Origin of the sequence: Diaphorobacter sp. LR2014-1 (assembly GCF_002916785.1) — a bacterium.
GTDB lineage: Bacteria > Pseudomonadota > Gammaproteobacteria > Burkholderiales > Burkholderiaceae_C > Diaphorobacter > Diaphorobacter nitroreducens.
Genome location: NZ_MTBE01000001.1, coordinates 337121 through 361752, shown reverse-complemented (window position 1 = coordinate 361752; position 24632 = coordinate 337121). Strand labels below are relative to the sequence as shown.

At 68.6% G+C, this 24632-nt stretch carries 23 protein-coding genes; 8 read left to right on the top strand and 15 right to left on the bottom strand.

Annotation, left to right across the window (positions count from 1 at the left end; translation table 11 throughout):
- Positions 1-16 precede the first annotated feature (16 nt).
- The 5 genes from BV908_RS01670 to BV908_RS01650 are packed head-to-tail and all read right to left on the bottom strand — an operon-like array spanning position 17 to position 3657.
- Entirely contained in the window at positions 17-517 is a 501-nt protein-coding gene (locus BV908_RS01670; protein WP_103737013.1) for a GNAT family N-acetyltransferase, read from the bottom strand.
- Positions 514-1230, bottom strand: a complete 717-nt coding sequence (locus BV908_RS01665; protein ID WP_103737012.1) for a riboflavin synthase subunit alpha — start codon at positions 1228-1230, stop codon at positions 514-516. Before BV908_RS01665 ends, BV908_RS01670 begins: the two co-directional genes overlap by 4 nt.
- Positions 1231-1277: 47 nt before the next feature.
- On the bottom strand, positions 1278-2660 hold the full coding sequence (locus tag BV908_RS01660; RefSeq protein WP_103737011.1) for a sensor histidine kinase: 1383 nt from the start codon (positions 2658-2660) through the stop codon (positions 1278-1280).
- Positions 2657-3328, bottom strand: coding sequence for a response regulator transcription factor (locus BV908_RS01655; protein WP_011807163.1), 672 nt, complete (start codon positions 3326-3328; stop codon positions 2657-2659). The genes BV908_RS01660 and BV908_RS01655 overlap by 4 nt, the downstream gene beginning before the upstream one ends.
- On the bottom strand, positions 3328-3657 hold the full coding sequence (locus tag BV908_RS01650; protein WP_011807164.1) for a PepSY domain-containing protein: 330 nt from the start codon (positions 3655-3657) through the stop codon (positions 3328-3330). Before BV908_RS01650 ends, BV908_RS01655 begins: the two co-directional genes overlap by 1 nt.
- A 145-nt stretch (positions 3658-3802) precedes the next feature.
- Between BV908_RS01650 and BV908_RS01645 the strand changes: the two genes are divergently transcribed.
- From BV908_RS01645 to BV908_RS01620, 6 genes are all read left to right on the top strand, one after another.
- Entirely contained in the window at positions 3803-5185 is a 1383-nt protein-coding gene (locus tag BV908_RS01645) for a ferric reductase-like transmembrane domain-containing protein (RefSeq protein ID WP_103737010.1), read from the top strand.
- A 20-nt stretch (positions 5186-5205) separates the two neighbouring features.
- Positions 5206-5628 carry a PepSY domain-containing protein gene (locus BV908_RS01640; RefSeq protein ID WP_103737009.1) on the top strand — a complete coding sequence of 141 codons (423 nt, stop codon included), beginning with the start codon at positions 5206-5208 and terminating at the stop codon, positions 5626-5628.
- 39 nt (positions 5629-5667) lie between these two features.
- Positions 5668-6150, top strand: coding sequence for a DUF2271 domain-containing protein (locus BV908_RS01635; RefSeq protein WP_047349248.1), 483 nt, complete (start codon positions 5668-5670; stop codon positions 6148-6150).
- A 14-nt stretch (positions 6151-6164) separates the two neighbouring features.
- Entirely contained in the window at positions 6165-8342 is a 2178-nt protein-coding gene (locus tag BV908_RS01630; protein ID WP_103737008.1) for a PepSY domain-containing protein, read from the top strand.
- Positions 8323-9306: an FAD:protein FMN transferase gene (locus BV908_RS01625; RefSeq protein WP_103737007.1), complete on the top strand. Its 984-nt coding sequence runs from the start codon at positions 8323-8325 to the stop codon at positions 9304-9306. Before BV908_RS01630 ends, BV908_RS01625 begins: the two co-directional genes overlap by 20 nt.
- 102 nt (positions 9307-9408) lie before the next feature.
- Complete coding sequence (locus tag BV908_RS01620) at positions 9409-9726, top strand: hypothetical protein (RefSeq protein ID WP_011807170.1); 318 nt, start codon at positions 9409-9411, stop codon at positions 9724-9726.
- 36 nt (positions 9727-9762) lie between these two features.
- Here the strand turns inward: BV908_RS01620 and BV908_RS01615 are convergent, their stop codons facing one another.
- Positions 9763-10230: a hypothetical protein gene (locus BV908_RS01615; protein ID WP_103737006.1), complete on the bottom strand. Its 468-nt coding sequence runs from the start codon at positions 10228-10230 to the stop codon at positions 9763-9765.
- Positions 10231-10257: 27 nt separating this feature from the next.
- Between BV908_RS01615 and BV908_RS01610 the strand changes: the two genes are divergently transcribed.
- Positions 10258-11082, top strand: coding sequence for a cation-translocating P-type ATPase (locus BV908_RS01610; protein ID WP_281631022.1), 825 nt, complete (start codon positions 10258-10260; stop codon positions 11080-11082).
- A 46-nt stretch (positions 11083-11128) separates the two neighbouring features.
- Here BV908_RS01610 and BV908_RS01605 read toward each other — a convergent pair whose 3' ends face one another.
- The 8 genes from BV908_RS01605 to BV908_RS01570 form a co-directional block, all read right to left on the bottom strand.
- Positions 11129-12859: an FAD-dependent oxidoreductase gene (locus BV908_RS01605; protein WP_246867422.1), complete on the bottom strand. Its 1731-nt coding sequence runs from the start codon at positions 12857-12859 to the stop codon at positions 11129-11131.
- A 90-nt stretch (positions 12860-12949) separates the two neighbouring features.
- A complete protein-coding gene (locus BV908_RS01600) occupies positions 12950-14515 on the bottom strand; it encodes a polyamine aminopropyltransferase (protein ID WP_103737005.1) in 1566 nt (521 codons plus the stop codon).
- On the bottom strand, positions 14512-17211 hold the full coding sequence (locus tag BV908_RS01595; protein ID WP_103737004.1) for a DEAD/DEAH box helicase family protein: 2700 nt from the start codon (positions 17209-17211) through the stop codon (positions 14512-14514). The genes BV908_RS01600 and BV908_RS01595 overlap by 4 nt, the downstream gene beginning before the upstream one ends.
- A 107-nt stretch (positions 17212-17318) precedes the next feature.
- Complete coding sequence (locus BV908_RS01590) at positions 17319-19025, bottom strand: RNA-binding domain-containing protein (protein ID WP_047349266.1); 1707 nt, start codon at positions 19023-19025, stop codon at positions 17319-17321.
- 5 nt (positions 19026-19030) lie between these two features.
- Complete coding sequence (locus BV908_RS01585; RefSeq protein WP_103737003.1) at positions 19031-20692, bottom strand: site-specific DNA-methyltransferase; 1662 nt, start codon at positions 20690-20692, stop codon at positions 19031-19033.
- A 79-nt stretch (positions 20693-20771) separates the two neighbouring features.
- Positions 20772-20993 (bottom strand): DUF350 domain-containing protein, encoded by a 222-nt coding sequence (locus BV908_RS01580; RefSeq protein ID WP_011807176.1) that lies wholly within the window; start codon positions 20991-20993, stop codon positions 20772-20774.
- 49 nt (positions 20994-21042) lie between these two features.
- Complete coding sequence (locus BV908_RS01575) at positions 21043-22539, bottom strand: DUF4178 domain-containing protein (RefSeq protein ID WP_103737002.1); 1497 nt, start codon at positions 22537-22539, stop codon at positions 21043-21045.
- Positions 22540-22621: 82 nt separating this feature from the next.
- Positions 22622-23683 carry an SPFH domain-containing protein gene (locus BV908_RS01570; protein WP_047349239.1) on the bottom strand — a complete coding sequence of 354 codons (1062 nt, stop codon included), beginning with the start codon at positions 23681-23683 and terminating at the stop codon, positions 22622-22624.
- Between the two features lie 159 nt (positions 23684-23842).
- On the opposite strand from BV908_RS01570, the gene BV908_RS01565 reads away from it, so the two are divergent.
- Complete coding sequence (locus tag BV908_RS01565) at positions 23843-24109, top strand: DUF2061 domain-containing protein (protein WP_011807179.1); 267 nt, start codon at positions 23843-23845, stop codon at positions 24107-24109.
- Between the two features lie 170 nt (positions 24110-24279).
- Here BV908_RS01565 and BV908_RS01560 read toward each other — a convergent pair whose 3' ends face one another.
- A complete protein-coding gene (locus BV908_RS01560) occupies positions 24280-24585 on the bottom strand; it encodes a flagellar basal body protein (protein WP_103737001.1) in 306 nt (101 codons plus the stop codon).
- Positions 24586-24632: the final 47 nt, after the last annotated feature.

Genomic DNA, 24632 nt, shown 5'->3' with positions numbered 1-24632 from the left:
CTAACAGCTATCGTTTTTACAGTGCCTGCGCCATGTACACCGCGCCGGCGCCGTAGCTGTCCAGGTGGCGCCGCTGCGCGGCGTCCTGCACGGGGTGCACGGCGTAGCCCTGGCGCGCCCAGTAGGCCTGCGATCCCTGCACCGACACCAGCGCCGTGTGGCGCAGCCCTGCCGCGCGGGCCCGCGGCAGCAGCCGCGTAAGCAACGCACGCGCCAGGCCGCGGCCAGCGCAGGCGGGCAGCACCGCCATGTCGTGCAGATACAGCGTGTCGGGCGCCGGCACGGCATCGAAGTCACCGTGCAGCGGCGTGACCTTGCCCAGCAGCGAGTGGTAGGCCGCCAGGTAGGCGGCCACGCGCCCCTCATGCTCCAGCACCAGCGAGCAGTTCACGGGGCTGGCCAGGCGGCGGGCAAACACCTCGGCGCTTTCGACGTAGGCGTCGCCGTAGCAGGCGCGCTGCACCGCCAGCAACGCGGGCAGGTCGGCCGTCGTGAGGGCGCGCGGCGCGCCGGTCATCGCTGCGGCGGCAGGGCCCTGGACGGGTGCGGAAGGTAGTCGTCCAGCGACAGGCCCTTCTCTTTCAGCAGCCCCTCCAGCACCGGCGCCAGGCGGCCCAGGCTTTCCTGCACCGCTTCGCGCACGGTGTCCACCACCACCTGGGTGCTGCGCTCGATCTCGATGTTCAGGCGATCGCCCACCTGCACGTCCTCGAACACGGTGGCGCGGCGCGTCTCGGGGATCAGCCAGACCTCGAACCAACCCTCGGCGCGGTCCACCTCGGCCACGGTGAGGCTGGCGCCGTGGAGGGCGATGTAGCCCTTGGCGAACACGTAGCGCCGAAACGCCTCGGGCACGGCCACGCGCCACACCAGGTTGTTGTCCAGTTCGCGCCGCTGCACCAGTTGCCCGGTGAAGTCGATGTGGCCCGACAGGGGGTGGCCGCCGATCTCGGCGCCCTCCTTGGCGGCACGCTCCACGTTCACGCGGTCGCCCACGGCGTAGCTGCCCAGCGTGGTGATGTTCAGGCTTTGCAGCATCACGTCGAACGTGGCGCGCGTGGGCGAGAGCATCTCGGTCACCGTGAGGCACACGCCGTCCGTCGCCACGCTGGCGCCGATGGCGAGGTCCTGGCAGAAGCCAGCGGGGAATTCGAGGGTGAAGGTGCGCAGGCCGGCGCGGTCGTCGATGGCGGCGATGCGCGCGGTGGCCTGGACGATGCCTGTGAACATGGCGCGGATTCAGATAGCGGAAGACTTCGGGATTGTGCCAGCCGCACTCACGCAGCGCCGCCGCCCTCCGCCGCCGGCAGGCACAGGCGCAGCCGCGCCCCGCCCAGCGGCGAGGCCTGCGCCTGCACGCTGCCGCCATAGGTCTGCGCCAGCGCGCGCACGATGTCCAGCCCCAGGCCCGAGCCGGGGCGCTGCTCGTCCAACTGCACGCCGCGCTCGAACATGCGGTCGCGCAGCGCTTCGGGAATGCCGGGGCCGTCGTCGTCCACGGTGAAGCACAGCAGATCGCCCTCGCGCCGCACATCCACCACCACGCGCGTGCGCGCCCACTTGCCGGCGTTGTCGATGAGGTTGCCCAGCAGTTCGTACAGATCCTGCTCCTCGCCGCGAAAGGCGCCATCCTGCGCCTGTGGCGCCAGCTCGAACGCCAACTGCCGGTCGGCATGCAGGCGCTGCATGGTGCGCAGCAGGGCCTGCAGCGGCGCCAGCACCGGCGTGCGCAGCCCCGTGGCGCGCACGGCGGCGGCGGCACGGGCGCGGGCGAGGTGGTAGTCCACCTGGCGGCGCGCGCTGGCCACCTGCTCGGTCACCAGCTGCGCCAGCGGCGTGCTCTCTTGTGCCGCGGCATTCGCCAGGATGGACAGCGGCGTGTGCACAGCATGCGCCAGGTTGCCCGCCTGGGTGCGCGCGCGCTGCACCATGTCGGCGTTCTCGGCCAGCACATGGTTGAACTCATTGACCAGCGGCTGCAGCTCCTGCGGGAAGCACCCCTCCAGCCGCGCGGCGCGCCCGCCGCGCACGGTGGCCAGCTGCTCGCGCAGCAGTTGCAGCGGGCGCAGGGCCAGCTGCAACTGCACCGCCACGGCGATGGCCAGGCCCAGCGCCAGCAGGCCCAGTGCGATCAGCAGCAGGTGGGTGAAACGCTGCAGCGGCTCGGCCAGCAGGGCCTTATCCCCCGCGACGACCAGGCGCAGCGGCGGGGCGTCGTCCTCGGGCAGTTGCAGAGTGCGCGCCACGGACAGCAGCGCATGGCCCTGCGCATCGTGCAGCTGCAGCACGCGGTAGCCGCGCGCAGGGTAGTCGCCCGGCACGGGCGGCAGCGCCAGCACCTGGTCCCACAGCGAGCGCGAGCGCGCCACGGCGGCCTGCGGCGCCGCGCCCACCTGGTCCACCTGCCAATACAGGCCCGACAGCGGCTGCGCCAGCCGCGCATCACCGGCCAGCGGCGCCACGGCCGTGCCGCCCTGCGGGGTCCATTCCACCGAGGCGCTGAGCTGGTCGAGCTGCACCACCAGTTGCGCCTGTAGCTGCTGGGTGATGTGGTCTTGGAACAAGGTGCGCAGCGCCCAGCCCGCGAGCGCAACGCTGAGCAGCATCCACGCCAGCGTGCCCGCCAGCAGGCGCAGGCGCAGAGAACCGCCCACCCTCATGCCGTGGCGCCGGCCTCGGCCAGGCGGTAGCCCAGGCCGCGCACGGTCTCGATGCTGCCCGGCGGCAGCTTCTTGCGCAGGCGGCCCACGAAGACCTCGATGGTGTTGGAGTCACGATCACTGTCGTGCGGGTAGATGTGCTCGGACAGCTCGGTGCGCGACAGCACCTGCCCCTTTCGCTGCATCAGGAGCGAGAGCAGTTTGAACTCGTGGCTGGTGAGCGTGAGCGGCTGGCCGTCCACCAGCACGCGCGCCTGGCGCGTGTCCAGCCAGATCGGGCCGCACTGCCACTGCGCGCTGGCGTGCTCCCCCAGACGGCGCAGCAGCGCACGCAGGCGCGCGAGCAGCTCCTCCATGTGAAAGGGCTTGGCGAGGTAATCGTCTGCGCCCGCGTCCATGCCCGCCACTTTCTCATGCCAGGCGGCGCGCGCGGTAAGGATCAGCACCGGCATGTTGCGCCCCGCCGCGCGCCAGCGGCGCAGCACCGACAGGCCGTCCAGCACGGGCAGGCCCAGGTCCAGCACCACGGCGTCAAAGTCTTCCACCTCGCCCAGGTAGTGGGCCTGCGCGCCGTCGCTGGCGGCTTCCACCGTGTGGCCCGCCGCGGCGATCGCCTGCACCAGTTGGTCCCGCAGCGTAGGTTCATCTTCCACGACGAGGATGCGCATCAATGTTCCTTGCGTTTGATCTGCAGCACACGTCCATCGACCGCGTCGATCTTCAGCTTGGCCATGCGGCCGTCCTGCTGCAGCAGGCGAATCTCGTAGATGAAGCGACCGTCATCATGCTCGAACTCCACCTTGAGCACCTGGCCCTGGTACTCGCGCTCGACCTTCTCGAGCACGGTACGCAGCGGCAGCACCTGGCCGCGCTCCAGGGCCTGGCGCGCCAGGTCATGGTCGCCATGGCCGCGCTCGGCGGCCTGCGCGGCAGTGCCCGCGGTGGCGGCGGCCACCGCAAGGGCCATCAGGACGAAGGGGCGGCGCAATGCGTTCATGGGCGTTTTTTATACGTGCACGGCGATGAATGTCGCATGAACGCGGCCTTCAGCACGAGTTCATCGTGGCTTTTCCAGAATCGTTGCCAAGCCGCTCGCCACACACCCGGCGGGCCACTTGCTCAACGCACCAGAAGGAAACGCCATGCGCATCAAGATCGTCCTGGGAGGCTGGCTGCTGGCCATCACCCTGGCCTGGCTCGCGGTACTGCCGCCCGAGCTGGGCGTCTCTCCCCTTGTGGATGCACAGGGGGCAGCCACTGGCTGGTGGCAGCTGCGCCAACAGGCGCTGTATCTCTCGGGCCTGTGGAGCATCGGCCTGATGGCACTGGCCATGGTGCTGGCGCTGCGCCTGCCCTGGCTGGAGCGCCCGCTGGGCGGCATGGACCAGGTCTACCGCCTGCACAAGTGGGCCGGCATCGGTGCGGCGCTGACGGCCATCCTGCACTGGGGCGCCGATGCATCCAGCGACTGGATCAAGGGCCTGTGGGGCCGCGCCGGCCGGCCGGCACGCGACGCCGTTCTGCCCTGGCTCACCGACGCCCGGGGCTTTGCCAAGGACCTGGGCGAGATGGCTTTTTACCTGCTGCTGGCCATGGTGGCCATCACGCTGCTGACCCGGCTGCTGGCCTACAAGCCGTGGCGCTTCCTGCACCGCGCCATGCCGCTGGTGTTTCTGGCGCTCACGCTGCATACCGTGGCGCTGATGCCGCTGACCTTCTGGACGCTCCCGCTGGGCCTGCTGATGGGCACGTTGCTGGCGCTGGGCAGCCTGGCCGCCGTGTGGTCGCTGGCCGGCTGGATCGGCCGCGCACGCAGCCACGCCGGCCACATCCATGCGGTGCGCACGCTGGGCGATGGCGGCGCGGCGGCGCCCGTTGAGGTGATCTGCGCCCTGCCGGCAAGCTGGCCAGGCCACCGCGCGGGGCAGTTCGCCTTCGTGCGCTTTGATGCGTCGGAAGGCGCGCACCCCTTCACCATCGCCAGCGCACCGGGCAGCCTGGGCACCAGTGCGCAAGGCGAGTCATTGCTGCGTCTGGTCATCAAGCCACTGGGCGACTACACCCGCACCCTGGGCCGACGCCTGCAGGCCGGGCAGCGCGTGGACATCGAAGGCCCCTACGGCCGCTTCGACGGCCGGGGCCGCCACCGCCGCCAACAGGTGTGGGTGGCGGGTGGCGTGGGCATCACGCCTTTCCTGGCGCTGCTGGAAGCCCGGCAGCCGGGCGCCACGCAGGCGCCCTCCAAACTGCAGCCGGTGCAGATGCACTACTGCACCCGCGACGCCGCCACCGATCCGCTGCTGCCGCGCCTGCGCACGCTGTGCGCGCAGGCCCAACCACCGGTCACGCTCACGGTGCACGGCGACGCCCAGGGCCAGCGCCTCAGGCCCCAGGACCTGGAGGCCACCCCCGGCCCGCTGGACATCTGGTTCTGCGGCCCCCAGGGTCTGGGCGATGCGCTGCACGCGCACGCCAGCGGCCCCCGCCCGTGGCGCGTGCACCGCGAGTCCTTTGCCATGCGTTGATCCACCGAAAGGAGCTTTCCATGAAACACCCGACCCCGTTGCTGGCCTTGTGCCTGGCCCTGGCAGCAGCCCCTGCGCTGGCGGACGATGACTGCGAGGCCCCCGTGCAGCACTGGCAGTCACGCGACGCCGTGATGCGGCACGCGGCCGCTCAGGGCTGGCAGGTGCAGCGCCTCAAGATCGATGACGGCTGCTACGAAGTGCGCGGCCGCGACGCCCAGGGCCGTGCCTTCAAGGCCAAGCTGGACCCCCAGACGCTGCGCGTGGTGAAGATGAAACTGCGCGATGACAGCCATGAACCTGAGCGCGAACGCCGGCGCGAGCGCGATCGCACCCCGTCCCGCGATGCGGCTCCCGCCCAGGACACTGCGGCACCCCTGACGGCGCCGGCCCAAAACCCCGTACTGACGCCCGGCACCACGCCACGCAGCCAGATCGAATGACCCTTTGAATCATCCACACGCTCTTACCGGAGAACCTCCATGTCCAGCACCAAACCCCTGCTGACCACCGTGGCCGCCGCCTGCGCGCTGACCCTGCCCGCCTTGGCACACAGCCGCGAGGTCACGCTCTCGACCACCCTCAAGAACTACGGCGGCGACGGCGCCTACCTCGCCGTCTACCTCACCGACGCCAAGGGCGCCTACGCGGGCACGCTGTGGGTGGCCGGCGGCAAGGCCAAGTACTACAAGCACTTGGCCGACTGGAACCGCCTGTCCGCCAAGGACGGCAAGCGCCTGCAGGGCGTGACCGGCGCCAGCGTGGGCGCGGGCCGCACGCTCAAGGTGACGGCCGACCTGGCCGACGCGCTGCTCGACGCGGGCTACGAGATCCGCATCGACGCCGCCGCCGAGGACATGCGCGACAGCCCGTCGGAGATCCGCGTGCCCCTGTCCACCGCCCAGGCCGGCAAGCCGCAGGCGGGCAAGCAGTACATCCAGTCGTTCACCTACCAACTGAAATAAGCGAGGGGGCATCCATGGTTTGGCGGCAGATCCACCGCTGGTTGGGCCTGGTGGCCGGCGCGCTCGCGCTGGTGCTGGGCATTACGGGCACACTGTTGGCCCTCGACCCGCTGCGCAACGCTTGGCAGGCAGCCCCCGCGGCGCAGGACCTGCCGGTGGCGACGCTGGTGCAGCGCGTGCAGGCCAACGTGCCCGGCGCGGAGGAAATCCGCCACCTGCCCTCGGGTGGCATCGTGGTGCATGCCTTTGACAACGGCCAGGCCCAGGCCCTGCGCGTGGACCCCGCGGACGGCCGCGTGCTGGGTGGCTACGAGCCCTCGCTGCTGCCACGCTGGGTGAAGAACCTGCACCGATCCCTGCTGCTGGGCGACGCCGGGCGCATGACCGCGGCCGTGGTGGCGCTCGCCATGCTGGTGCTCTCGGTCTCGGGGCTGGTGCTGCTGCTGCGCCGCATGGGCGGATGGCGGCAACTGGCCGGCCCGGTGCGCGGCACGCTGGCGCAGCGCCTGCACGTGCTGGCGGGACGGGTCATCCTGTTGGTGCTGGCGGTGTCCGCCGCTGCCGCCCTGGTCATGAGCGCCGCCACCTTCGGCCTGCTGCCGCTGGATGCCGTGGCAGAGCCCGACGTGGCCTCCGTACAGGGCAGCCAGGCCGCCCTGCGCGCCGACCAATTGCCCCTGCTGCAGGAGCTGCGCGTTCAGGACCTGCGCAAGCTGAATCTGCCGGCGGCCGACGATCCGCAAGACACCTGGCGCGTGACCACCGCGCAGGGCCAGGGCTGGGTAGACCGCTACAGTGGCCAGACCCTGGCCTGGCAGGACGCCACGGCGGCGCAGCGCGTACACGACTGGGCGTTGCTGCTGCACACCGGCGAAGGCGCGTGGGTATGGGCGCTGGTGCTGGGCGCCATGGGAGCCAGCATCCCGCTGTTCTGGACCACGGGCGTGGTGTTGTGGTGGCAGGCCCGTCGCAGCCGCCCCCGCATGGCCAACAACAGCCCGCTCGCGCAAGCCGACAGCCTGGTCTTCGTGGCCAGCGAAGGCGGCACCACCTGGGGCTTTGCCCAGGCCCTGCATGCCGCACTGGTCTCCACAGGCCAGCGCGTGCACACCACGGCACTGGAGCACTGGCGCGTGCCACCGACCGCACGCCAGGTCTATGTGCTGGCGGCCACCTATGGCGACGGCCAGCCGCCGGCCCATGCGGCGCGCGCGCTGGACGCCATCACGCGCCAGCCCGTCACGGGAGCGCAAGTCACGGTACTGGGCTTTGGCGACCGGCAGTTTCCCGCCTTCTGCGCGTGTGCCGAGGCGCTGGAGCAGGCGCTGTGCGCGCAGGGCTGGCCCACGCTGCTGCCGCTGGAGCGCATCCATCAGCAGTCCGCGCAGGAGTTCGCACGCTGGGGACGGGCCTTGTCGCAAGCACTGGGTCTGCCCCTGCAGATCGACTACCAGCCGCGCCTGCCGCGCACGGTGGCACTGACGCTCGCCGCGCGGCAAGACTTTCCGGGCGGCGCGGGCGAACCCGCGGCCATCCTGCGCTTTGCCCTGCCCGCCCGCGGCCTGCCCCGCTTCGCCGCGGGCGACCTGATCGGCATCGTCGCGCCCGGCCAGGCCGTGCCGCGCTACTACTCGCTGGCCAGCGGCACGCGCGACGGCTTCGTGGAAATCTGCGTGCGCCGCATGCCCGGCGGCGTGTGTTCCAGCCACCTGCATGCGCTGCAGGCGGGCGACAGTGTGCAGGCGTTCATCCGCTCCAACCCGGGCTTCGTGCTGCCCGCGGGCCGCGCGCCGGTACTGCTGATCGGCGCGGGGACGGGCGTGGCGCCACTGGCAGGCTTCATACGCGACAACACGCGCCACCGCCCCATGCACCTGTACTACGGCGCGCGCCATCCCGAACGGGACTTCTACTTCGGCACCGAGCTCCCGTCCTGGCAGGCCGACGGCCGCCTGGCCGGGCTGCACACCACGTTCTCCCGTACACCGGGCGGTGGCTATGTGCAGGAAATCCTGCGCCGCGATGCCACGCAGGTGCTTGCACTGATCGCGCAGGGCGCCCTCGTGCGTGTGTGCGGCAGCCGCGCCATGGCCCAGGGCGTGGCACAGGTGCTGGATGCGCTGCTGGGCCCGCAGGGCCAGAGCCTGGCGCAACTGAAAGAGCAGGGACGCTATGCCGAAGACCTGTTCTGACCCGCGGCGGCTGGCGCTGCATGGCCCCACCATGGGCACGCGCTGGTCGGTTACCTGCGATGCGGCGCCGGACACCGATGTGCAGGCGCTGCAAACCGCGCTGGCCGCCGCCGTGCAACGGGTGGATGCGCAGATGTCGCCCTGGCTGCCGGGCAGCGATCTCAACCGCTTGAACCACGCCCCCGTGGGGGCCTGGGTCACGCTGCCCGCTGAAATCCTGGAAGTATTGGTCTGCGCGCTGGACGTCTGCCGCCTGAGTGCGGGCGCCTTCGACCCGGCCGCGGGTGCGCTGGTCGATGCCTGGGGCTTTGGAGCGGTGCGCGACGCTCCCGACGCCGAGGCGATCCGCACAGCCACCAGCGCGGCACCTGTCGCGCGCATCCCCACGTACGAGGCGCTGGAGCTGGACAGCGGCATGCTGCGCGCCCGCAAGCACGCACCCGTGCACCTGGACCTGTGCGGGATCGCCAAGGGCTACGCCGTGGACCGCATGGCCGACGTGCTGCGGCAGAACGGCGTGCCGCACGCCCTGGTGGCGCTGGACGGCGAGCTGCGCGCCGTGGGCGGCCAGGCCGATGGCCAACCCTGGGCCGTCGCGGTGGAAAGCCCCGAGACCGGCCGCCGCGCCGTGCACAGCGTGGTCGAACTGCAGGACCTGGCTGTGGCGACCTCGGGCGACTACCGGCACTATCTCCAGGTAGGCGACGCGCGCTTGGCGCACACCATGGACACGCGCCGTGGCGCCCCCGTGCGCAACGAAGTCGCCTCTGTCACCGTGTTGGCGCGCCAGTGCATGCACGCCGACGCCTGGGCCACCGCGCTGCTGGTGGCCGGCCCTGGCGAAGGGCTGGCGCTGGCCCAGCGCATGGGGCTGGAGGTGCTGTGGATGCTGAGGCGCGGCAACGGACTGGTCACGCTGGGGCTGGGCCGGTTCGGCTCGGGCGCACCGGCGAGCGGGGTATGAACGGCAGGTGAATCCAGCGTTCAGCACTGATTCACCGCCTCCCGCGCAGACTGCAGGCACAGTCACTTTCGGCTGCAATCACCGGGCACAAAGGAGTTCATCATGCGCACCACCTTCTCTCTCGCCGCGATCGGAATGCTGGTGGCCGCCCTCGGCGCCCCCGCATTTGCCGGGGACCGCGACCACCAGGACCGCCGCCACCCGCGTGAGCGCGCCATGGTCACGCGCTGCAACGACAACGCAGGCCAGGGCATGCAGACCATCCCCAACAATGCAAGCGCCCAGGAGCGCGCCCACGGGTGGCAGTATTTTTCGGACCCTGCCGCCTGCCGCGCCGTCGTCATCAGCCCCCAGGGCGACTACTACTTCAGCCGCGGCAGGGGCCTGCGCTGGGTGGCCGCGGCGCAGACGGAGGTCTGACGGGACGAGGCAAGGAGCTGGAGCCCGCGGGGCCGCTTATGCGCCGCCGGGCTCCACGCCTTTCCACGCCGCAGCCTGCAGGCTTTCGGGCAATTCATGCGCCAGCGCCTGGTGCTCGCGCTCATGGTGATGCTCCAGGACATGCCGCAGCGCATGCGCCGCATCCAGCAGCCCCAGCACCGCAGCGCGGCGGGCCTGCTCGCCCTGCGGCGGCTGCTGCGCCATTGCCCGCACCTTCAGCAGGTACTCGTCGGCCAGCAGCGCGATACGGTCGTGCTCCACCAGGTACACCCGCGCGGCCCAGCGGGCACCCGGCGGCACATGGGGCAGTAGCCGCGTATTTTCGATCTCGATGTGCTGGGCCAGGTCGGCGCGCCAGCGCTGCAAGCGCTGCAGCGCGCTATCGAAATCCCCACCCACGACATCCAGCAGATGGGCGTGCAGCTGCGCCTCCAGGCGCTCATGCTGATGTTCAAAAAACGGAGGGGAACTGCTCACTTGCATAGATCAGGAATGGCGCAAAGACCGGCGATGGGGTTATACACCGCGGCCTCGCGCGCCGGCGACGGCGTGAACGACGCCCCCGCGCTCAAGGCCGCCGACGTGGGCATCGCCATGGGCGAGCGCGGCACCGATGTGGCGCGCGAGGCCGCGGCCCTGGTGCTGCTGCAAGACAGCTTTGCGCACATCGTCGCCGCGATCCGCCAGGGGCGGCGCATTGACGACAACGTGCGCAAGGCCACACGCTTCGTCTTCGCCGTGCACGTGCCCATCGTCGCGCTAGCGCTGGTGCCTACCCTGCTGCACTGGCCCGCGCTGCTGCTGCCGGTGCACATCGTGCTGCTGGAGCTGCTCATCGACCCGGCCTGCTCCGTCGTCTTCGAGGCCGAGCCCGAGCAGGCCGACACCATGCAACGCCCTGCCCGCCCGGTGCAGGACTCGCCCTTTGCCCTGCGTGCGCTGCTGTGGCCCCTGGCACAAGGCCTGGGCGTGGCCGCGCTGCTGCTGGCGGCGCAAGCCTGGCTGCATGCCCAGGGCTGGGAGGCCGCCCAGGGCCGCGCCGTGGTGCTGGGGACGCTGCTGGTGTGCGTGCTGCTGCTCATCCAGGCGCAGCGTGACCCGACGCGGCCGCTGCTGGTGCTTCAGGCACGCGCCAACCGCTGGCTGGCACCCATGGCGGCGGCCGTGGGGCTGCTGCTGGCGGCGATGCTGGGAATTCCGGCGCTGCGCGACCTGATGGGTCTGGCCCCCGCAGGCCTTGCAGCCTGGGGCGCCGGCGCAGGGGTGCTGGTCTTGAGCGTGGTCTGGCTGGAAGGGCTGCGGCGGATCGCCCGCCGCAAAGAGAACGCCCGCTGAGGCGCGCGTGCGCAAAGCAACCGAGGCTCAGCGCTCCGCGCTTTGCCTACCAGCGCACCGCCAGCCCCGCCGCATGGCCGCGCGTGAAGGCTTCTTCGAACACCGAGTAGCCCGACCAGTCGGCGTGCGCGAACAGCAGGCGCTGCGTGCCCGGCGTGGGCGGCACGGGAACACGCTCTCCATTTAATAGCTGGTAGCGCTTGCCAGACAAGCGCGAGAGGCCGATTTGGCTCAAAAAAGCCTGCGTGCCCGGTACGGGGATGGACATGGCGTGGCCGTAGCGTGTGATCTCCATGCGCGTGGCGCGCTCGGGCAGGTCCGGGTGGGGTACGGCCAGGGCCGCCAGAATGGCGCTGCGCCAGTGCGTCCAGGGTTGCTCTGCCAGCTGCTGGCGGGCGCCCGGCACGTCGCCCAGCGCCTGGTAGTAGGTGAGCACCGTGGGGCCGCTGGCGGCGGCGCGCGGGTCCAGGCGCTGGTGGCCGGCATGCACGTAACCCAGCCCGCCGGGCACGGGGTCGGCATAGAGCACGTTGTCCCACGCGGGCGCGGCGCCCTCGCGGTCGGCCAGCGGCGCACTCACATGGATATTGGCCACCAGCCACGGCGCCCACTGCAGGCGGCGCGCGGCCTGGGCAAGGAAGTCCGGCGCAGGCTGCACCACGCGCGCGGCGACGTACACCGGCAGCGCCACGATGCAGCGGCGCGCCTGCCAGCGCTCGATGCTGTCGGTGGCGTGCAGGTACACATCCACCTCCACGCCGCGGCGCGTCTCGGCGATGCGCAGCACGCTGGCGCCGGTGCGCAACTGGCCGCCCTGCACCAGCGGCGCGGCCAGGCGCTGGGTGAGCCAGCCGTTGCCCTCGGGCCAGGTGAGCACGCCCTCGCGCTCATCGCCGGCATCGGCCTCCAGGCCCGGGGCATGAAAGCCGTGGCGGCTGGCGAAATAGTGGATGCCCGCCCAGGCCGACACGCGCGCCGTGCCGGCGCCGTAATCGTCACGGCAGCAGTAGTCCAGGTACCAGCGCAGGTGGGCGTCATCCAGGCTCTGCTGCGCCAGCCACGCATCGAAAGTCATAGCATCCAGCGCTTGATGGGCGGACGCCAACGGCTTATTTGGCACCCAACTCTTGAGCACCGGCATGGTGAAGCGCACGCCGCGCGAAAGCGCGGCCACCTGCTCGGCAAAGCGCCGGTACTGCGCCAGCGTGGACTCCCCCACCCCGGCGACGGGCAGCAGGCCCTCCTGCCAGTGGCCCTGGAAGTAGAGGCGCTCCTGCGGGCTGTGGCTCAGGTGGCGTTCGTCATACCGCCAGCGGCCGGCCACGCGCTGGCGCAGGCCCAGCTCCTCCAGCAGGTCCTGCACCTCGCGCGCATGCTCTCCGGGCACGGGCAGGTAATGCGCGCCCAGCGGGCAGGCAATGCCGTTCACGCTGCCGGCGCGGCTGTTGCCGCCGGGCTGGTCCTCCATCTCCAGGCACTGGAAATCATCCACACCCGCCAGGCGCAGCGCGCGTGCGGCCGCCAGCCCGGCCACCCCGCCACCCGCGATCACCACCTGGGTGCGGCGCACGATGTCGGGCGTGTAGGGCGCGCCCTCGGCCAGCCGGTCGCGCAGCGCATGGCCGCGCGCCATGTCGATGCCGGTGTAACCGCCCAGCACGTCGGCCGGCGCAGGCTTGTCGCAGCCGGACAGGCCGAGCCCCGCGGCCAGGGCGGCGCCGGCCTGCAGCAACTGGCGCCGGCGGGGAGAGAAAGGAGTGTGGGCGAGGTGGGACATGGGCCGCCCACTGTACGGCATCGGCCCCGGCCGGGTTCGTCAGACACCGCCGGCAGGGGGCAGGGTCGTCCCGCAGCATCGGCCCAGGGATCAGTGGGCGACCTGGCCCCACTCCTGTTCGTAGGTGTGCACCAGCACCTGGTTGGACAGGCGGTTGACCTCGACGGGCACGCGCGCCATGTCCCGCGGGAAGTCGAACAGCAGGGGCAGCGCGGCCGCGTCCAGAAAGCGCAACCCCGCGGGCAGCTCGGCCGGCACGCGCCAGGGGCGGCGGCTGGCGATGACGAAGCCCCACTCGCCAAAGCTCGGCACATGCGCGTGGTAGGGCCGCGCCTGCAGGCCCACGGACTCGATGGTCGTGACCACCGTCCAGAAGCTCCTGCGCGCCACCAGCGGCGAGGTCGTCTGCACCACCGCGTAGCCGCTGGCGGCCAGGCGCTGGTCCAGCAGCGCGTAGAAGCTGTTGGTGTAGAGCTTGCCGATGGCGAAGTTGGTGGGGTCGGGAAAGTCCACCACGATCACGTCATAGGTGTCATCTCCCTGTTGCAGCCACTGGAAGGCATCGGTGTTGACGATGGTGAGCTTGCGTGACGCCAGCGCATCGCCGTTCAGCTGCCGCAGCGTGGGGTGGCTGCCGAAGAGCTGCGTCATCGCCGGGTCCAGCTCGACCAGCGTGACCGACTCCACCGAGGGGTACTTGAGCACCTCGCGCACGGCCATGCCGTCGCCGCCGCCCAGCACCGCCACGCGCTTCGGATGACCGTGCGCGGCCATCACGGGGTGCACCAGGGCCTCGTGGTAGCGGTATTCGTCGCGCTCGGCGAACTGCAGGTTGCCGTTCAGGTACAGGCGATGCCCCGCGCGCCCGTGCGTGACCACGATGCGCTGGTAGGGCGAGGCGCTGCTGAGCACGATGCGGTCCTGGTAGAACTTGTCCTCGGCGAAGCGGGTGATGTGCTCGGCCCCCAGCAGCCCCGCCAGCAGGGCCGCCAGCACCAGCGCACAGGCCAGCGCGTGCGCGCCAAAGCGCCGCAGCTCATGCCGGAACAGCCACAGCGCCCACACGGCCACGGCCGCGTTCATGAAGCCGAACAGCAGCCCCGTGCGCACCAGCCCCAGTTGCGGCACCAGCAGCAGCGGAAACGCCAGCGACACCGCCAGCGCGCCAAGATAGTCGAAGGTGAGCACCTGGCTCACGAGGTCCTTGAGCTGCACATTGCGCTTCAGGATGCGCATGACCAGCGGGATCTCCAAGCCCACCAGCGTGCCCACCAGCAGCACCATGCCGTACAGCAGCACGCGGAAGGCGCTAGGCACGTAGGCATTGGCCAGGAACAGCACGGCAGGCAGCGCCCCGCCGATAAGCGCCACCAGCAACTCGATGCGCAGGAAATGCGCGGGCAACTGCCGCTCGAAGTAACGCGACAGCCACGAGCCTACGCCCATGGCGAACAAATAGGTGCCGATGACGGTGGAGAACTGCAGCACCGAATCGCCCAGCACATACGACGCCAGCGCCCCGGCCGCCAGCTCGTACAGCAGGCCGCAGGCGGCCACCACGAACACGCTGGCGAGCAGCGCGATGTCGATGGGGCGGGGGCCCGGCAGGGGTACGGCCGGGGTTGTGATGCCAGGGGCGCCGCCAGGAGTGCTCATGCCAGCGCCGCGTCCAGCTGCTGCGCCAGGCCGTCGATGGTTAGCCAGCCAAACACCGCGCGGGCGCCGCTGGTGCGCGCCCACAGCTCTCCGACCTGGCGTTTCTCGATTTCGTAAGGGTCGTTCAGCAGGTGCGCGCCTTTGAACTCCAGCAGTGCCACGCGCCCGTCCACCAGCTCGGCCACGAAGTCGGCATAAAAGCGCCCGCGCGAGGTGGGCAGGCCAAAGCCGCAGGGCGCGGTGTCCAGGTTGCGCACCCAGTGGCGCACCTTCGGGTGGCGGTCGATGAGCTGCGCACACTGGAACTCTTGGCCACCGTCTTTCAGGTCGGCCAGCACCGGGAAGTAATGCTTGCTGAACTGGTAGCGCCCACCGTAGCGCGAGGCCACGGGCGCGGGATAGCGGCCCGGCTCGAACACATGCGGGTGCGCCCAATCGGGCTCGATCAGCCATGCACCGCCATCCCCCAGACCCAGCACCTGTTGCTGAAAGGCACGCCGCGTGGCCGCCTCGCGCAGGTCGCCCACATGAGCCTCGATGGCGCGTGTCAGCTTGAAGCGCGCCTGCGCCAGCACCACCAGCGGCACGCCGCAGCCGTGCAGTTGGTGGTTCACCACGGCAGCCAGGTAGGCGCGGCGCTGGCTCTGCGTGAGCCCAGCCAGTTCCGGGGCCTTGAACAGAGACTGGTCCAGCCAGCCCACCAGGGTGTCGGCATCGATGCTGCTGCTCTCCCAGTCCATGGCCATTTGGGCGCTGCCCGCAGAGCGCAGCGCCACACGGGCACCGTCCATGCCGATCTCGAAAATGTCTGATTCCTGCGCCACCTGAAAGCCGGGCAGCTGCACCGCCTGCGGCGTGAGCAAGTCCAGCTCCACGGCGTCCAGCACCGCCTCACGCTCTAGCGGCCACAGGGGGGCCTGCGCGTCAAGCCGATAACCCAGCGTGGGCAGTGGCGCAAAGGGCATGTTGCGCGATGCGGGCGCAGCTTGCGCCGCCACCAGCGCGTTGTGCTGTGCCACCTGCTCGCGCACTTGCTCCTGCTTCTTGGCGCCGCGCACCTGGGCCAGCAGCAGCGCTTCGGTGTCCTGGCCGATGTGGCCGGTCACCACCACCTGCTGCACGCCGGCAATCGCCCGCTGCTGCACGCCAGGCAGGGCCAACAGCTTGGGTGAGGCGGCAATTGCTTCAAAATTTGTGGCTATTGGCGCTTGCTGGATGGGCGCTGGAGCCTGATTTTTCTCCAAATCGTTGTCCCACAGCGGCAGGCTGCTCGGTGGCGCGATCATGCTCGCCACATCCAGCGCCTCAAAACCCATGTGCTCGATCAGCCGATCCGCCAGCGCATGCGCGGCTTGTGAGAACTCCGCCGCGCACACATGGGCGTAGGCGCGGTTGAGCGCCTCGCGCCCCCGGCGCGCAGCGTAGGGCATGCGCAGCACGCGGCCCAGCAGTTGCTCCACCGCCGTGGCGCTGCTCAGTTTCTGCAGGCTGCACAGCACATAGGCAAACGGGCAGTCCCAGCCCTCGCGCAGCGCCTGCACGGTGATGACGTAGCGCACCGGGCAGTCGCGCGCCGCCAGGGGGATGTCATCCAGGCCACGCTCCTTGCCGGTGGCCACGACCACCTGATGGGCCGGCAGCTTCAGTTCATCGACCAGATAATCGCGCAGCTTTTCGGGCGGCATTTCTTCGCCCGCGTTCTGGGCCTGAAAGAGCACGATGGGCCGCACATAGCCCGCGCCCGCCGCCTCGTCCTTCAGTGCCTCGGCCTCCAGCTTGCGCTGGGTTTGCACCGCGCCGAATACGGCGGCGGGCCAGCCCTCGGGGTGCTCGGCCAGTACGATGGGCAGCTTGATCATGTCCTCGGCCGCGAGCTCCTGCGCACTGACGTGGTACAGCACGTTGGTCTTGGCGGCAATGGGCGTGGCCGTCAGCTCCAGGATGAACGAGGGGTTGAGCCGCTGCAGCGCCGTGAAGCTCTTGTCCGTCTTGGCGGTGTGCGCCTCGTCCACGATGAGCAGGGGCTGGTGCAGCGCCAGCCAGTTCGCCAGGCTCCAGCGCGGCTGGCCCGCAAAGCCCGCCAGCACGCCTGTGGTGTCGCGCTCCACATCCCCGGGCGTCACCAGCGCGTCGGGCAGCTCGCGCAGGCGGCCCAGCGCCCGCTCGTCCACGCCCCTGAAATGCGGCTCGAAACTTTCTGAAAAGCTGTACACGTTGCGCTGGCCCGCATCCTCGATGCGAAAGCTCTGGATCGACGCCACCACCACGATGGCGTTGCGCCCCCACTCGGGCGGGGCAATCTGGGCCACGTCCTCCAACACGCACACGCGCAGCCCCTCACCGTAGGCATCGGCCAGCGCAGCGCGGTAGGGGTGGCCGGGCGTCTGCAAGGCCTTCAGCGTCTGCTGGCGGATGGCATCACTGGGCACCAGCCAGACGGTCACCGGCGCATCCACCGCCGCCCACTCGCGCGCCAAGAGCGGCACGGCATGCGCGGCCAGCACCGTCTTGCCACCGCCCGTGGGGATGCGCAGGCACACGCAGGGCAGATCGTCGCCAAACGCTCCCGCGTGCCAAGGGCGCCCCGTCTGTTCTCTGAACGCGCTCGCCGGTCCCTTGACCCGCGCTGCGCGAGCGAAGGCTGCCAGAGTGTCGAGCGCGGCTTGCTGGTAGGTCTTGAGGGAGATGGGGGGCATGGATTGGGAAGGATTGGGGAGGATTGGGGTCAAAACCCCAATGCAAGCCATTGATTTGAAAGAAGCTTTCTAAGCGATCGAGGCAAGTTGTTTGGGTTTATTGGGGTTTATTGGGGTTTGTTTGTCGCGTCATCCGACACCAGCGCCCACAGGGCCGCCTTGGTGGGCCCTCCAATATTCCGGATACGCCCCTCTTTGGACATTTCCTTGAGCAAGGCCTTGATGTACGCCTTGCGCTGGGCCAGTTCCGGAATCCACAGTTGCAGCTTGGGCAAGAGCAGTTCATCAACTTTTGCACGCGGCTGCGGTCCCATGGCGAGCAACTTGCACACAGCGGCCTTGTAGTCGTCGGCGTCAGGGCGGCGCTGGTTCAGATACGCCACCTCCTGCCCCGTCGCCACAGCCAACTGAGCCGATATGTACAGCTTGGGGCTTCGCCCCTCAATCAAGCCCGCCCGCCGTAACTCCGCCACCTGCGCAGCATCGAGCTTGCGTTTTTTCTGCACCCGGTCGAGCCAAAGCACATGCTCGATGGGCAGGTCGGTGCGCTCCATCAACCAGTGGCTGTAGTTCTCGTCGATCTCCTGACCATAGACGTTGAAAACGGTGCGCAGAGGGGATGACCCTTCATAGTCCGGCAGCGGCAAGAAACGCCGCCGCTGCGCTAGCACCATGTCGTGGATGCCGAAGCCCACCTTGTCGATCATGCCCACTTCGGCCATGGCTTTGGCCAGGCGCTCGTTGCGGTAGCGCTCCGGCGTTCGCGCCCCGCTGGCGTACTCGTCGGGCTGTCCGTCAAAGAAACCGCCCAGGTTGATCATGCGCACCAGCCCGGCCGACTCCTCCACGACGACACGCCCACATTGTGCGTAATCTTGGTGCGCCAGGCAGTTGTGCAAACCTTCGAGCAACACAGTGTTCGTGTCGTAGCGCGGCAAAGTCACCGCCAAAAGTTCATTGGCCGGGAACAGCTTGATATTAGGGTTCCGCACGCGCAACGCTACCTCGGTAGTGGTGAGCAAAAACGGCGGGTGGAAATGCTCTGCCACCCTTTCGGCAGCCACCTTCCAGGTGATCTCGACGGGATGAGGCGAAAGCAGTGCCATGGCGCTTTCGCGGCGCCCCAGCAGCAGCAAGCCAGCACGCGTAATCCGCCCGTGGATCGTCAAGCCAATCTTGTCTAAGAGCTTCTCGGCGCTCCACTGCGACACCTGCGCAGCCCAGGGTTCGCGTTGGTGTTTCTCAAAGTATTTTTCGCGCGCCTTGGCAATAGCGGCTTCGTCAAGGTCGTCCAGCGTGGCATCGGGAACCACGGCCGCACTCCAATCCTCGCCCGCTAGATTCTCAGCCAAGATGGCACGCCGCCGTTCTTCGCGAAGTTCCACCAGGCTGTCGCCATCGCGCTGCCATGCTTTATCGTGCGCTAGCACCAGTTCGCGCGGAGCATGGCGCGGCACGTGCACCAGCCACACCACTGCGCCCGTATCCCCTGCGCGCAGTTCCTGCACATGCAGCCCCATTGACGGCAAGCCAGGCGTTTTGCCCAACACCCGGTGCACCACGTTCTCCGCGGTGTAACCGGCAAAATCCCGAATGCCGGTCGGTGTGAGCGTTTTGTCCTGTGCTCCAATCACCACGCAGCCACCGTCCATATTGGCTAAGGCACTGATGTAGGACACCAAGTCATCGCCCTTGCGCCCCGAGATGTTCGACTTGAGTGAATGCCATTCTTTCCACTCGTGGCGTTCGTTCTCACGGGGAAACTGGGCACGCAACCAGCGCTGAAGTTCTGCCGCTGTGTCGAATTCCTGCATGGCATTCACCTCGCCTTCACGTCATACGGAATGTGCTTGAACGTCACCCGCGCACGCGCCAGCGTCTCGGGGCCCAGGCGGTTGGCCTCGCCATAGACCACCAGCGGGGCGTCGGGATGGGGCGTAGCGGCGTGCAGTTGCAAGAGTGCATCGAGGACGGCGCGCGTGAGCACATTGCCGCTGGCCGGGCGCTTGTCGCCCAGGATGCCGTTGAAGAGCAGGTAGTAGGCCGTGCGGCTGCGCAGCACCAGCTCGGGAGGCTCGGTTTCAGGTGGAATTGCGGCCTCGGGTGCATCAGGCAAGCGCGAGAAGCTATCAAAAACAGAGTGCGTACCGAGCCAGGGCGTGCCCGCCTGGCCGTTGGCGGAGTCGAAGGCGGTGCCCGTCTCCTGTTGCCAGACAAAAGCCGCCAGCGTGGCGAAGCGTACCTCGGGGTGGATGCAGCCTTGTGCGTCAAAAACGGGAGCACCCAGGCGGGCGAAGCGAAAGCCGCCGCCGCCCTGCCAGCCCACCGCCTGGCTGATACCGCCCGGCTCGCCCGCGATGACCTTCTCCAGCCGGGGCAGGCAGTGCGTGGCGGCGTGTTCGCCCATCTCGATGCCGATCCAGCGGCGGCCCATCTTGTGCGCCACGGCGGCGGTGGTGCCGGAGCCGAGGAAGCTGTCGAGAACCAGGTCGCCGGGGTTGGTGGCGATCTCGAATACTCGCTCCAGCAGTTGTTCTGGTTTTACAGTGTCGAACTGCTCTGCGTCTGGCAGCAGCTCACGCTGATGAGCTTTGGCTTGTCTACTCGTCTTTACGTCGAGAAGAATAGTCGGGTGCGGTCGTACAGGGGTTGCTGGAGCAAACTCGCGAATGTATGGAATCCAAATTGCCAATCCATTTCGTTCGCGTTGCTTCCATATCAGCCGTCCCTCGTTACGTGCTTCATCAATGCCTCTTTGGCTATGGGACCATCGGGCCTCACGTCCGTCGTCGTGGACAGGCCATACCGGGGTACCGTCTGGAGCGTCGAGTCTGAAATACATCGAAGGTCGGTCACTTCGAAGGCTGTTCTTGCCATTCTTTTTCAGCAAGCGGTCACGACATCGGCGACCTTGTTCATCGACGATCCCATAGGCTTCTACAAGTGACTCAGCTTTTTTTTTCTGGAAAACGGTTTCCTTGGCATTCCGCGCATAGCTCAGCAAAAATTCGTGATCGGGAGTAATTGCCGGTTTGTTGTCGTTGGGGCTATCGACTTTTTGCCATACAAAAGTCGCCACAAAATTCCGTCGCCCAAACACCTCATCCATCAGCACCTTGAGGTAATGCCCCTCGTTGTCGTCGATGGTCACCCAGATCGATCCGTCCTCGCTCAGCAGTTCGCGTAGCAGTTGCAGGCGCGGCAACATCATCGACAGCCACTGGCTGTGCTCCAGGTTGTCGTCGTAGTGCTCGAACGCGCTTTGCGTGTTGTACGGCGGGTCGATGAAGATGCACTTCACCTTGCCCCGGTAAAACGGCAGCAGGGCCTTCAGGGCTTCGAGGTTGTCGCCCTGGATCAGCAGGTTGCCCTGCGCGCTGGCGGCATCGCCGTGGGTGGAGACGGTGTCCAGCAGCCGGTAGGGCACCTGGGCGGCGGTGGTGAAGGCGGTGGAGCGGTTGAGCCAGTCGAGGGTGGGCATATCAGGCAGTCAAAGGCCCGCAGCGGGGGGCGCAAGGCAAGCCCGCTATTGTGGTGCAGGCATTGCCCGGCCCGGGCCTTCAGTGAATGGCCGCCGCCACGATGATGCTGATGCCCAGGCACATCGCGGCCACCACCATCGCCAGGGCGCGGTTCTGCTTTTCCACGATCTCGGCCCACAGGTCGGCCGGGGTGACCTTGTCGATCAGCCAGAAGCACAGCCAGAAGATGACCACGCCGATCAGCGCGTAGAGGATGGACCCGAGGAAGGCCGCGGGCCGAAGCCATTCGATTCCCATCATGGCGTTTGCTCCTTGGAGGGGTTGAGAGAAAAAGGGGTCAGAAGATTCGTCATTTATGGCCGCCGCCCGTGCTGTAGCCACCGAACGAGCCACCCGAGCTGCGGTAGTACCCGCCTGAAGAGCCCGAGCAGTTGCTCATGAGCACCAGCAGGATGATCAGCACGATGAGGATCACGATCACCGTGCCGCAGCCGATGCCAGAGCCCGCGGCGACGGGCCCCGCGTCCTGGCGGCGAAACAGCGCCGCCTTGTCACCCAGCTTGAAGGCCTGGGCGACGGCGCTGGAGTCCATGCGCTGGCCGTGCGACCAGGTGACCTCGCTGCGCGACTGCTCGCGCGACAGCAGGCCCTTGCCGTTCACGGCGGCAAAGTCGCTGTTGCTGGTCTTTTGGCCGCGCTCCACGGGCCAGTAGAACTCGCCCGCCACATAGTTGGTCTCGGCCTGGTAGGTGGAGGTCAGGCGGTACTGCGTGCCCAGGTAGGTGGCGGTGGACGCGCCCGGCTTGTGCTGCGGCGCGCCCGTGGCGGGGCGCACCAGGCTCCAGCCATCGCTGGCGTCCACCAGGAACAGGAAGCCCCGCTGGCGGTGGTACAGCAGGTATTCCTCCCAGCCGAAGTGCTCGTCATCCCCGGGCTCCACGCCCGTGCGGTGCTGAAAGCCCACCACCTGCCATGGCGCGCCCTCGAACTGGCCCACGCTGCCCAGCGGGATCAGCGGTTGCACCGGTTCGTACTGTGCGGCATGGCGCAGCTCGCCACCCAAACCCGCGCTCAGGTCGATCAGGCTGTGGCACGACGGGCAGGTGCAGCTCTTGGTGCTGGACAGCTGCACCTGCACCGGCGCGCCGCAATGGGGGCAGCTGAACTGGCGGCCCTTTTCCTCCTTGGCGGACTCGTCCTTCAGGCCCTGGAACTGCAGATCCTCCAGCCGCACCGCCCGGCCGCGCTGCACCTGGGGGGGCTGGGTGCCGTAGTCGATGGAGAGCACCTCGCCGTCGGCTGAGCGCAGCTCCACCACCTGGAACGGCGTGCCCAGCGGCGGCAGCTTCGGCACCTCGCCCTCGGCCGCGACGAGTTGTGCGCGCACATTGGCCGCCACGCTGAACGGCTGGCCGGCCACGGCCGTGGTCATGCCGACGCGAAAGCGCTCGGCTTCGGGCAATTCCCGCCCCAGCGTGGCCGGGCGGGTGAAGACATAGGCTCCGTTGTCCTCGCTGAGCGTGGCGGTGCTGCCGTCCTGCAGGAAGGCAACCCACTCGGTCCAGCGGCCTTCCTCGCCCTGGTATTGCAGGCGGCCGATCAGCGTGAAAGACAGCGTCTGACCGTCCAGCGCGATGCGTCCGCTGGCCATGAGCTGCAGCGGGCTGTGGTCGTCGAAGACCTCGGCCATGCGGCCCAGGCGCTGCAGCACCTCGCCGCTGCGCACCACGGTGCTGTGGCAGTAGGCGCAGATGGCATGGGTGGATTGCGCGCTCTTGAATTCGACCGGCGCGCCGCAGCCCGGGCAGGGCGCGCGGTAGGTCCGCTGGGTGCCGCTGTCGGCCATGCGTCGTGGATCTAAGGTGTTTTTGGCCTCCAGCGCTTGTGTGGCAAGCGCTGGCAGCTACTAAAAAGAGAGTGTACGCGCGTCAGATGAGCTTCTTCAGCAGCTCCGCCTTCTTCGCGTCGAACTCCTCCTGCGTGAGGATGCCCTTGGACTTGAGCTCGCCCAGCTTCTCCAGCGTGGCCATCACTTCCTCGGGCCGCACGCCCACCGGCGCGGCGGCAGGCGCGGCCTGCGGGGCCGATGGCGCAGCGCCGCCCTGCAGGCCCTGTTGCAGGTTCTGCGCCAGCACCTGGCCCAGCGCCACGCCGGCGCCCAGGCCCATGGCATCGCCCGCCACGCTGCCGCCACCGTTTCCACCACCCGCCGCGCCTTCGGCGAACTTCGGGATGGCCTGCGCCGTCTGGTACTGCATGAACTTGCCCATGTCGTTGCCGACCATGCCCATGCCGATCTTCTGGTCGAGGATCTTCTGCAGCTCTTCGGGCAGCGAGACGTTCTGCACCGTCATCGATTCGAGCTTCAGGCCGATCTTGGCGAACGCGGGCTGCAGTTCGTGCGCCAGCGCGTCGGCAAACATCACCTGGTTGGCCGCGAGGTCGAGGAACGGCAGGCCGCTGCCCGCGATGGCGTTGCTGATGTTCTGCAGCACCAGGCCGCGCAGCTGGCCCTCCAGGTCCGCCGAGGAGTAGGACTCGCGCGTGCCCGAGATCTCGGTGTGGAACAGCTTCGGGTCCGCGATGCGGTACGCATAGTTGCCGAAGGCGCGCAGGCGCACCGCGCCGAAGTCCTTGTCGCGGATGGTGATGGGCTGGGGCGTGCCCCACTTCTGGTCCACCTGCTGGCGCGTGCTGAAGAAGTACACGTCGCTCTTGAACGGCGACTGGAACAGCTTGTCCCAGTTCTTCAGGTAGGTCAGCACCGGCAGCGTCTGCGTGGTGAGCTTGTAGGTGCCGGGGCCGAACACGTCGGCCACCTGGCCTTCGTTGACGAACACCGCCATCTGCGACTCGCGCACCACCAGCGTGCCGCCGTTCTGGATTTCCATCCCCTCCATCGGGAAGCGCCAGGCCAGCGTGCCATCGCCGTCCTCGGTCCACTGGAGGATGTCGATGAACTGCTTCTTGATGAAGTCCATGAGGGCCATGCGGTGCTCCCGTTCGGGTCGGTTGAGAGGTTGAAAAAAGAGAGCGGCCATCATATCCGCGGCGATTCGACAGTTTCTATCTGCAACTTAGCCACGAACAATTGGCCAAACCAAATGCGAATGAATAGCATTCTCCAAATACCGCTACAGGAGAGCACCATGTCCCGCATCCGCATCGCCGCCCGCCACAACCTGCCCACGCTGGCCAAGACCGGCAGCTATTACGTGATCCACATCTGCGTGGCCGCCCTGGTGGCGTATGCCGTCACGGGCAATCTGATTGCGTCGCTCACCCTCAGCCTGCTGGAGCCCACGGTGCAGGCTGTGGCCTTCTTCTTCCATGAAAAGGCCTGGGAGCGCGCCCGCCAGCGCCGCGAGGCACAGGCACACGCCCCTGCGGAGGCCGCCCATGCGCATGCCGCCTGAGACCCCGGCCCACCTGCGGTCGGAGTCGTTTGCCGACTGGCTGGCGCAGCAACTCGCGCACCTCGCCCGGGCCGCATGATGGGCTAGCGGGTTGCGATTGCTCTTATTTACGTAGCTATTAGCGCTTGCCAGATAAGCGCCAGAGGCACTTTTAATCTAACCCGACAGCGTCACGCCCGCACGTCCACCAACGCGCCCGCCATCTCGTCGGCGCGGCGCAACACCAGCAGGTTGGCCTGGAAGGCATAGGTGGCACTGATCTGCTCCACGGCCTCGGCCTCCAGCGCCACGCCGGGCGCGGCGGCAGGCGCTGCCACGCGCGCCTGCACGCCACCCGGCGCCGGTGCGGCCTGCTGGTCCACCGTCTGGCGCCGAAAGCCCGGGGTGTTCAGGTTGGCCACGTTGTGGGCACTGCTGTCCAGGCGCAGCTGCGCGGCCTGCAGACCGGATTGGGCGATGGCGGCAAGGGTGGTCATATGCCTTGCATTATCGGCAGCGCGGCCCGGCGCTTGAGCGGCCCGGG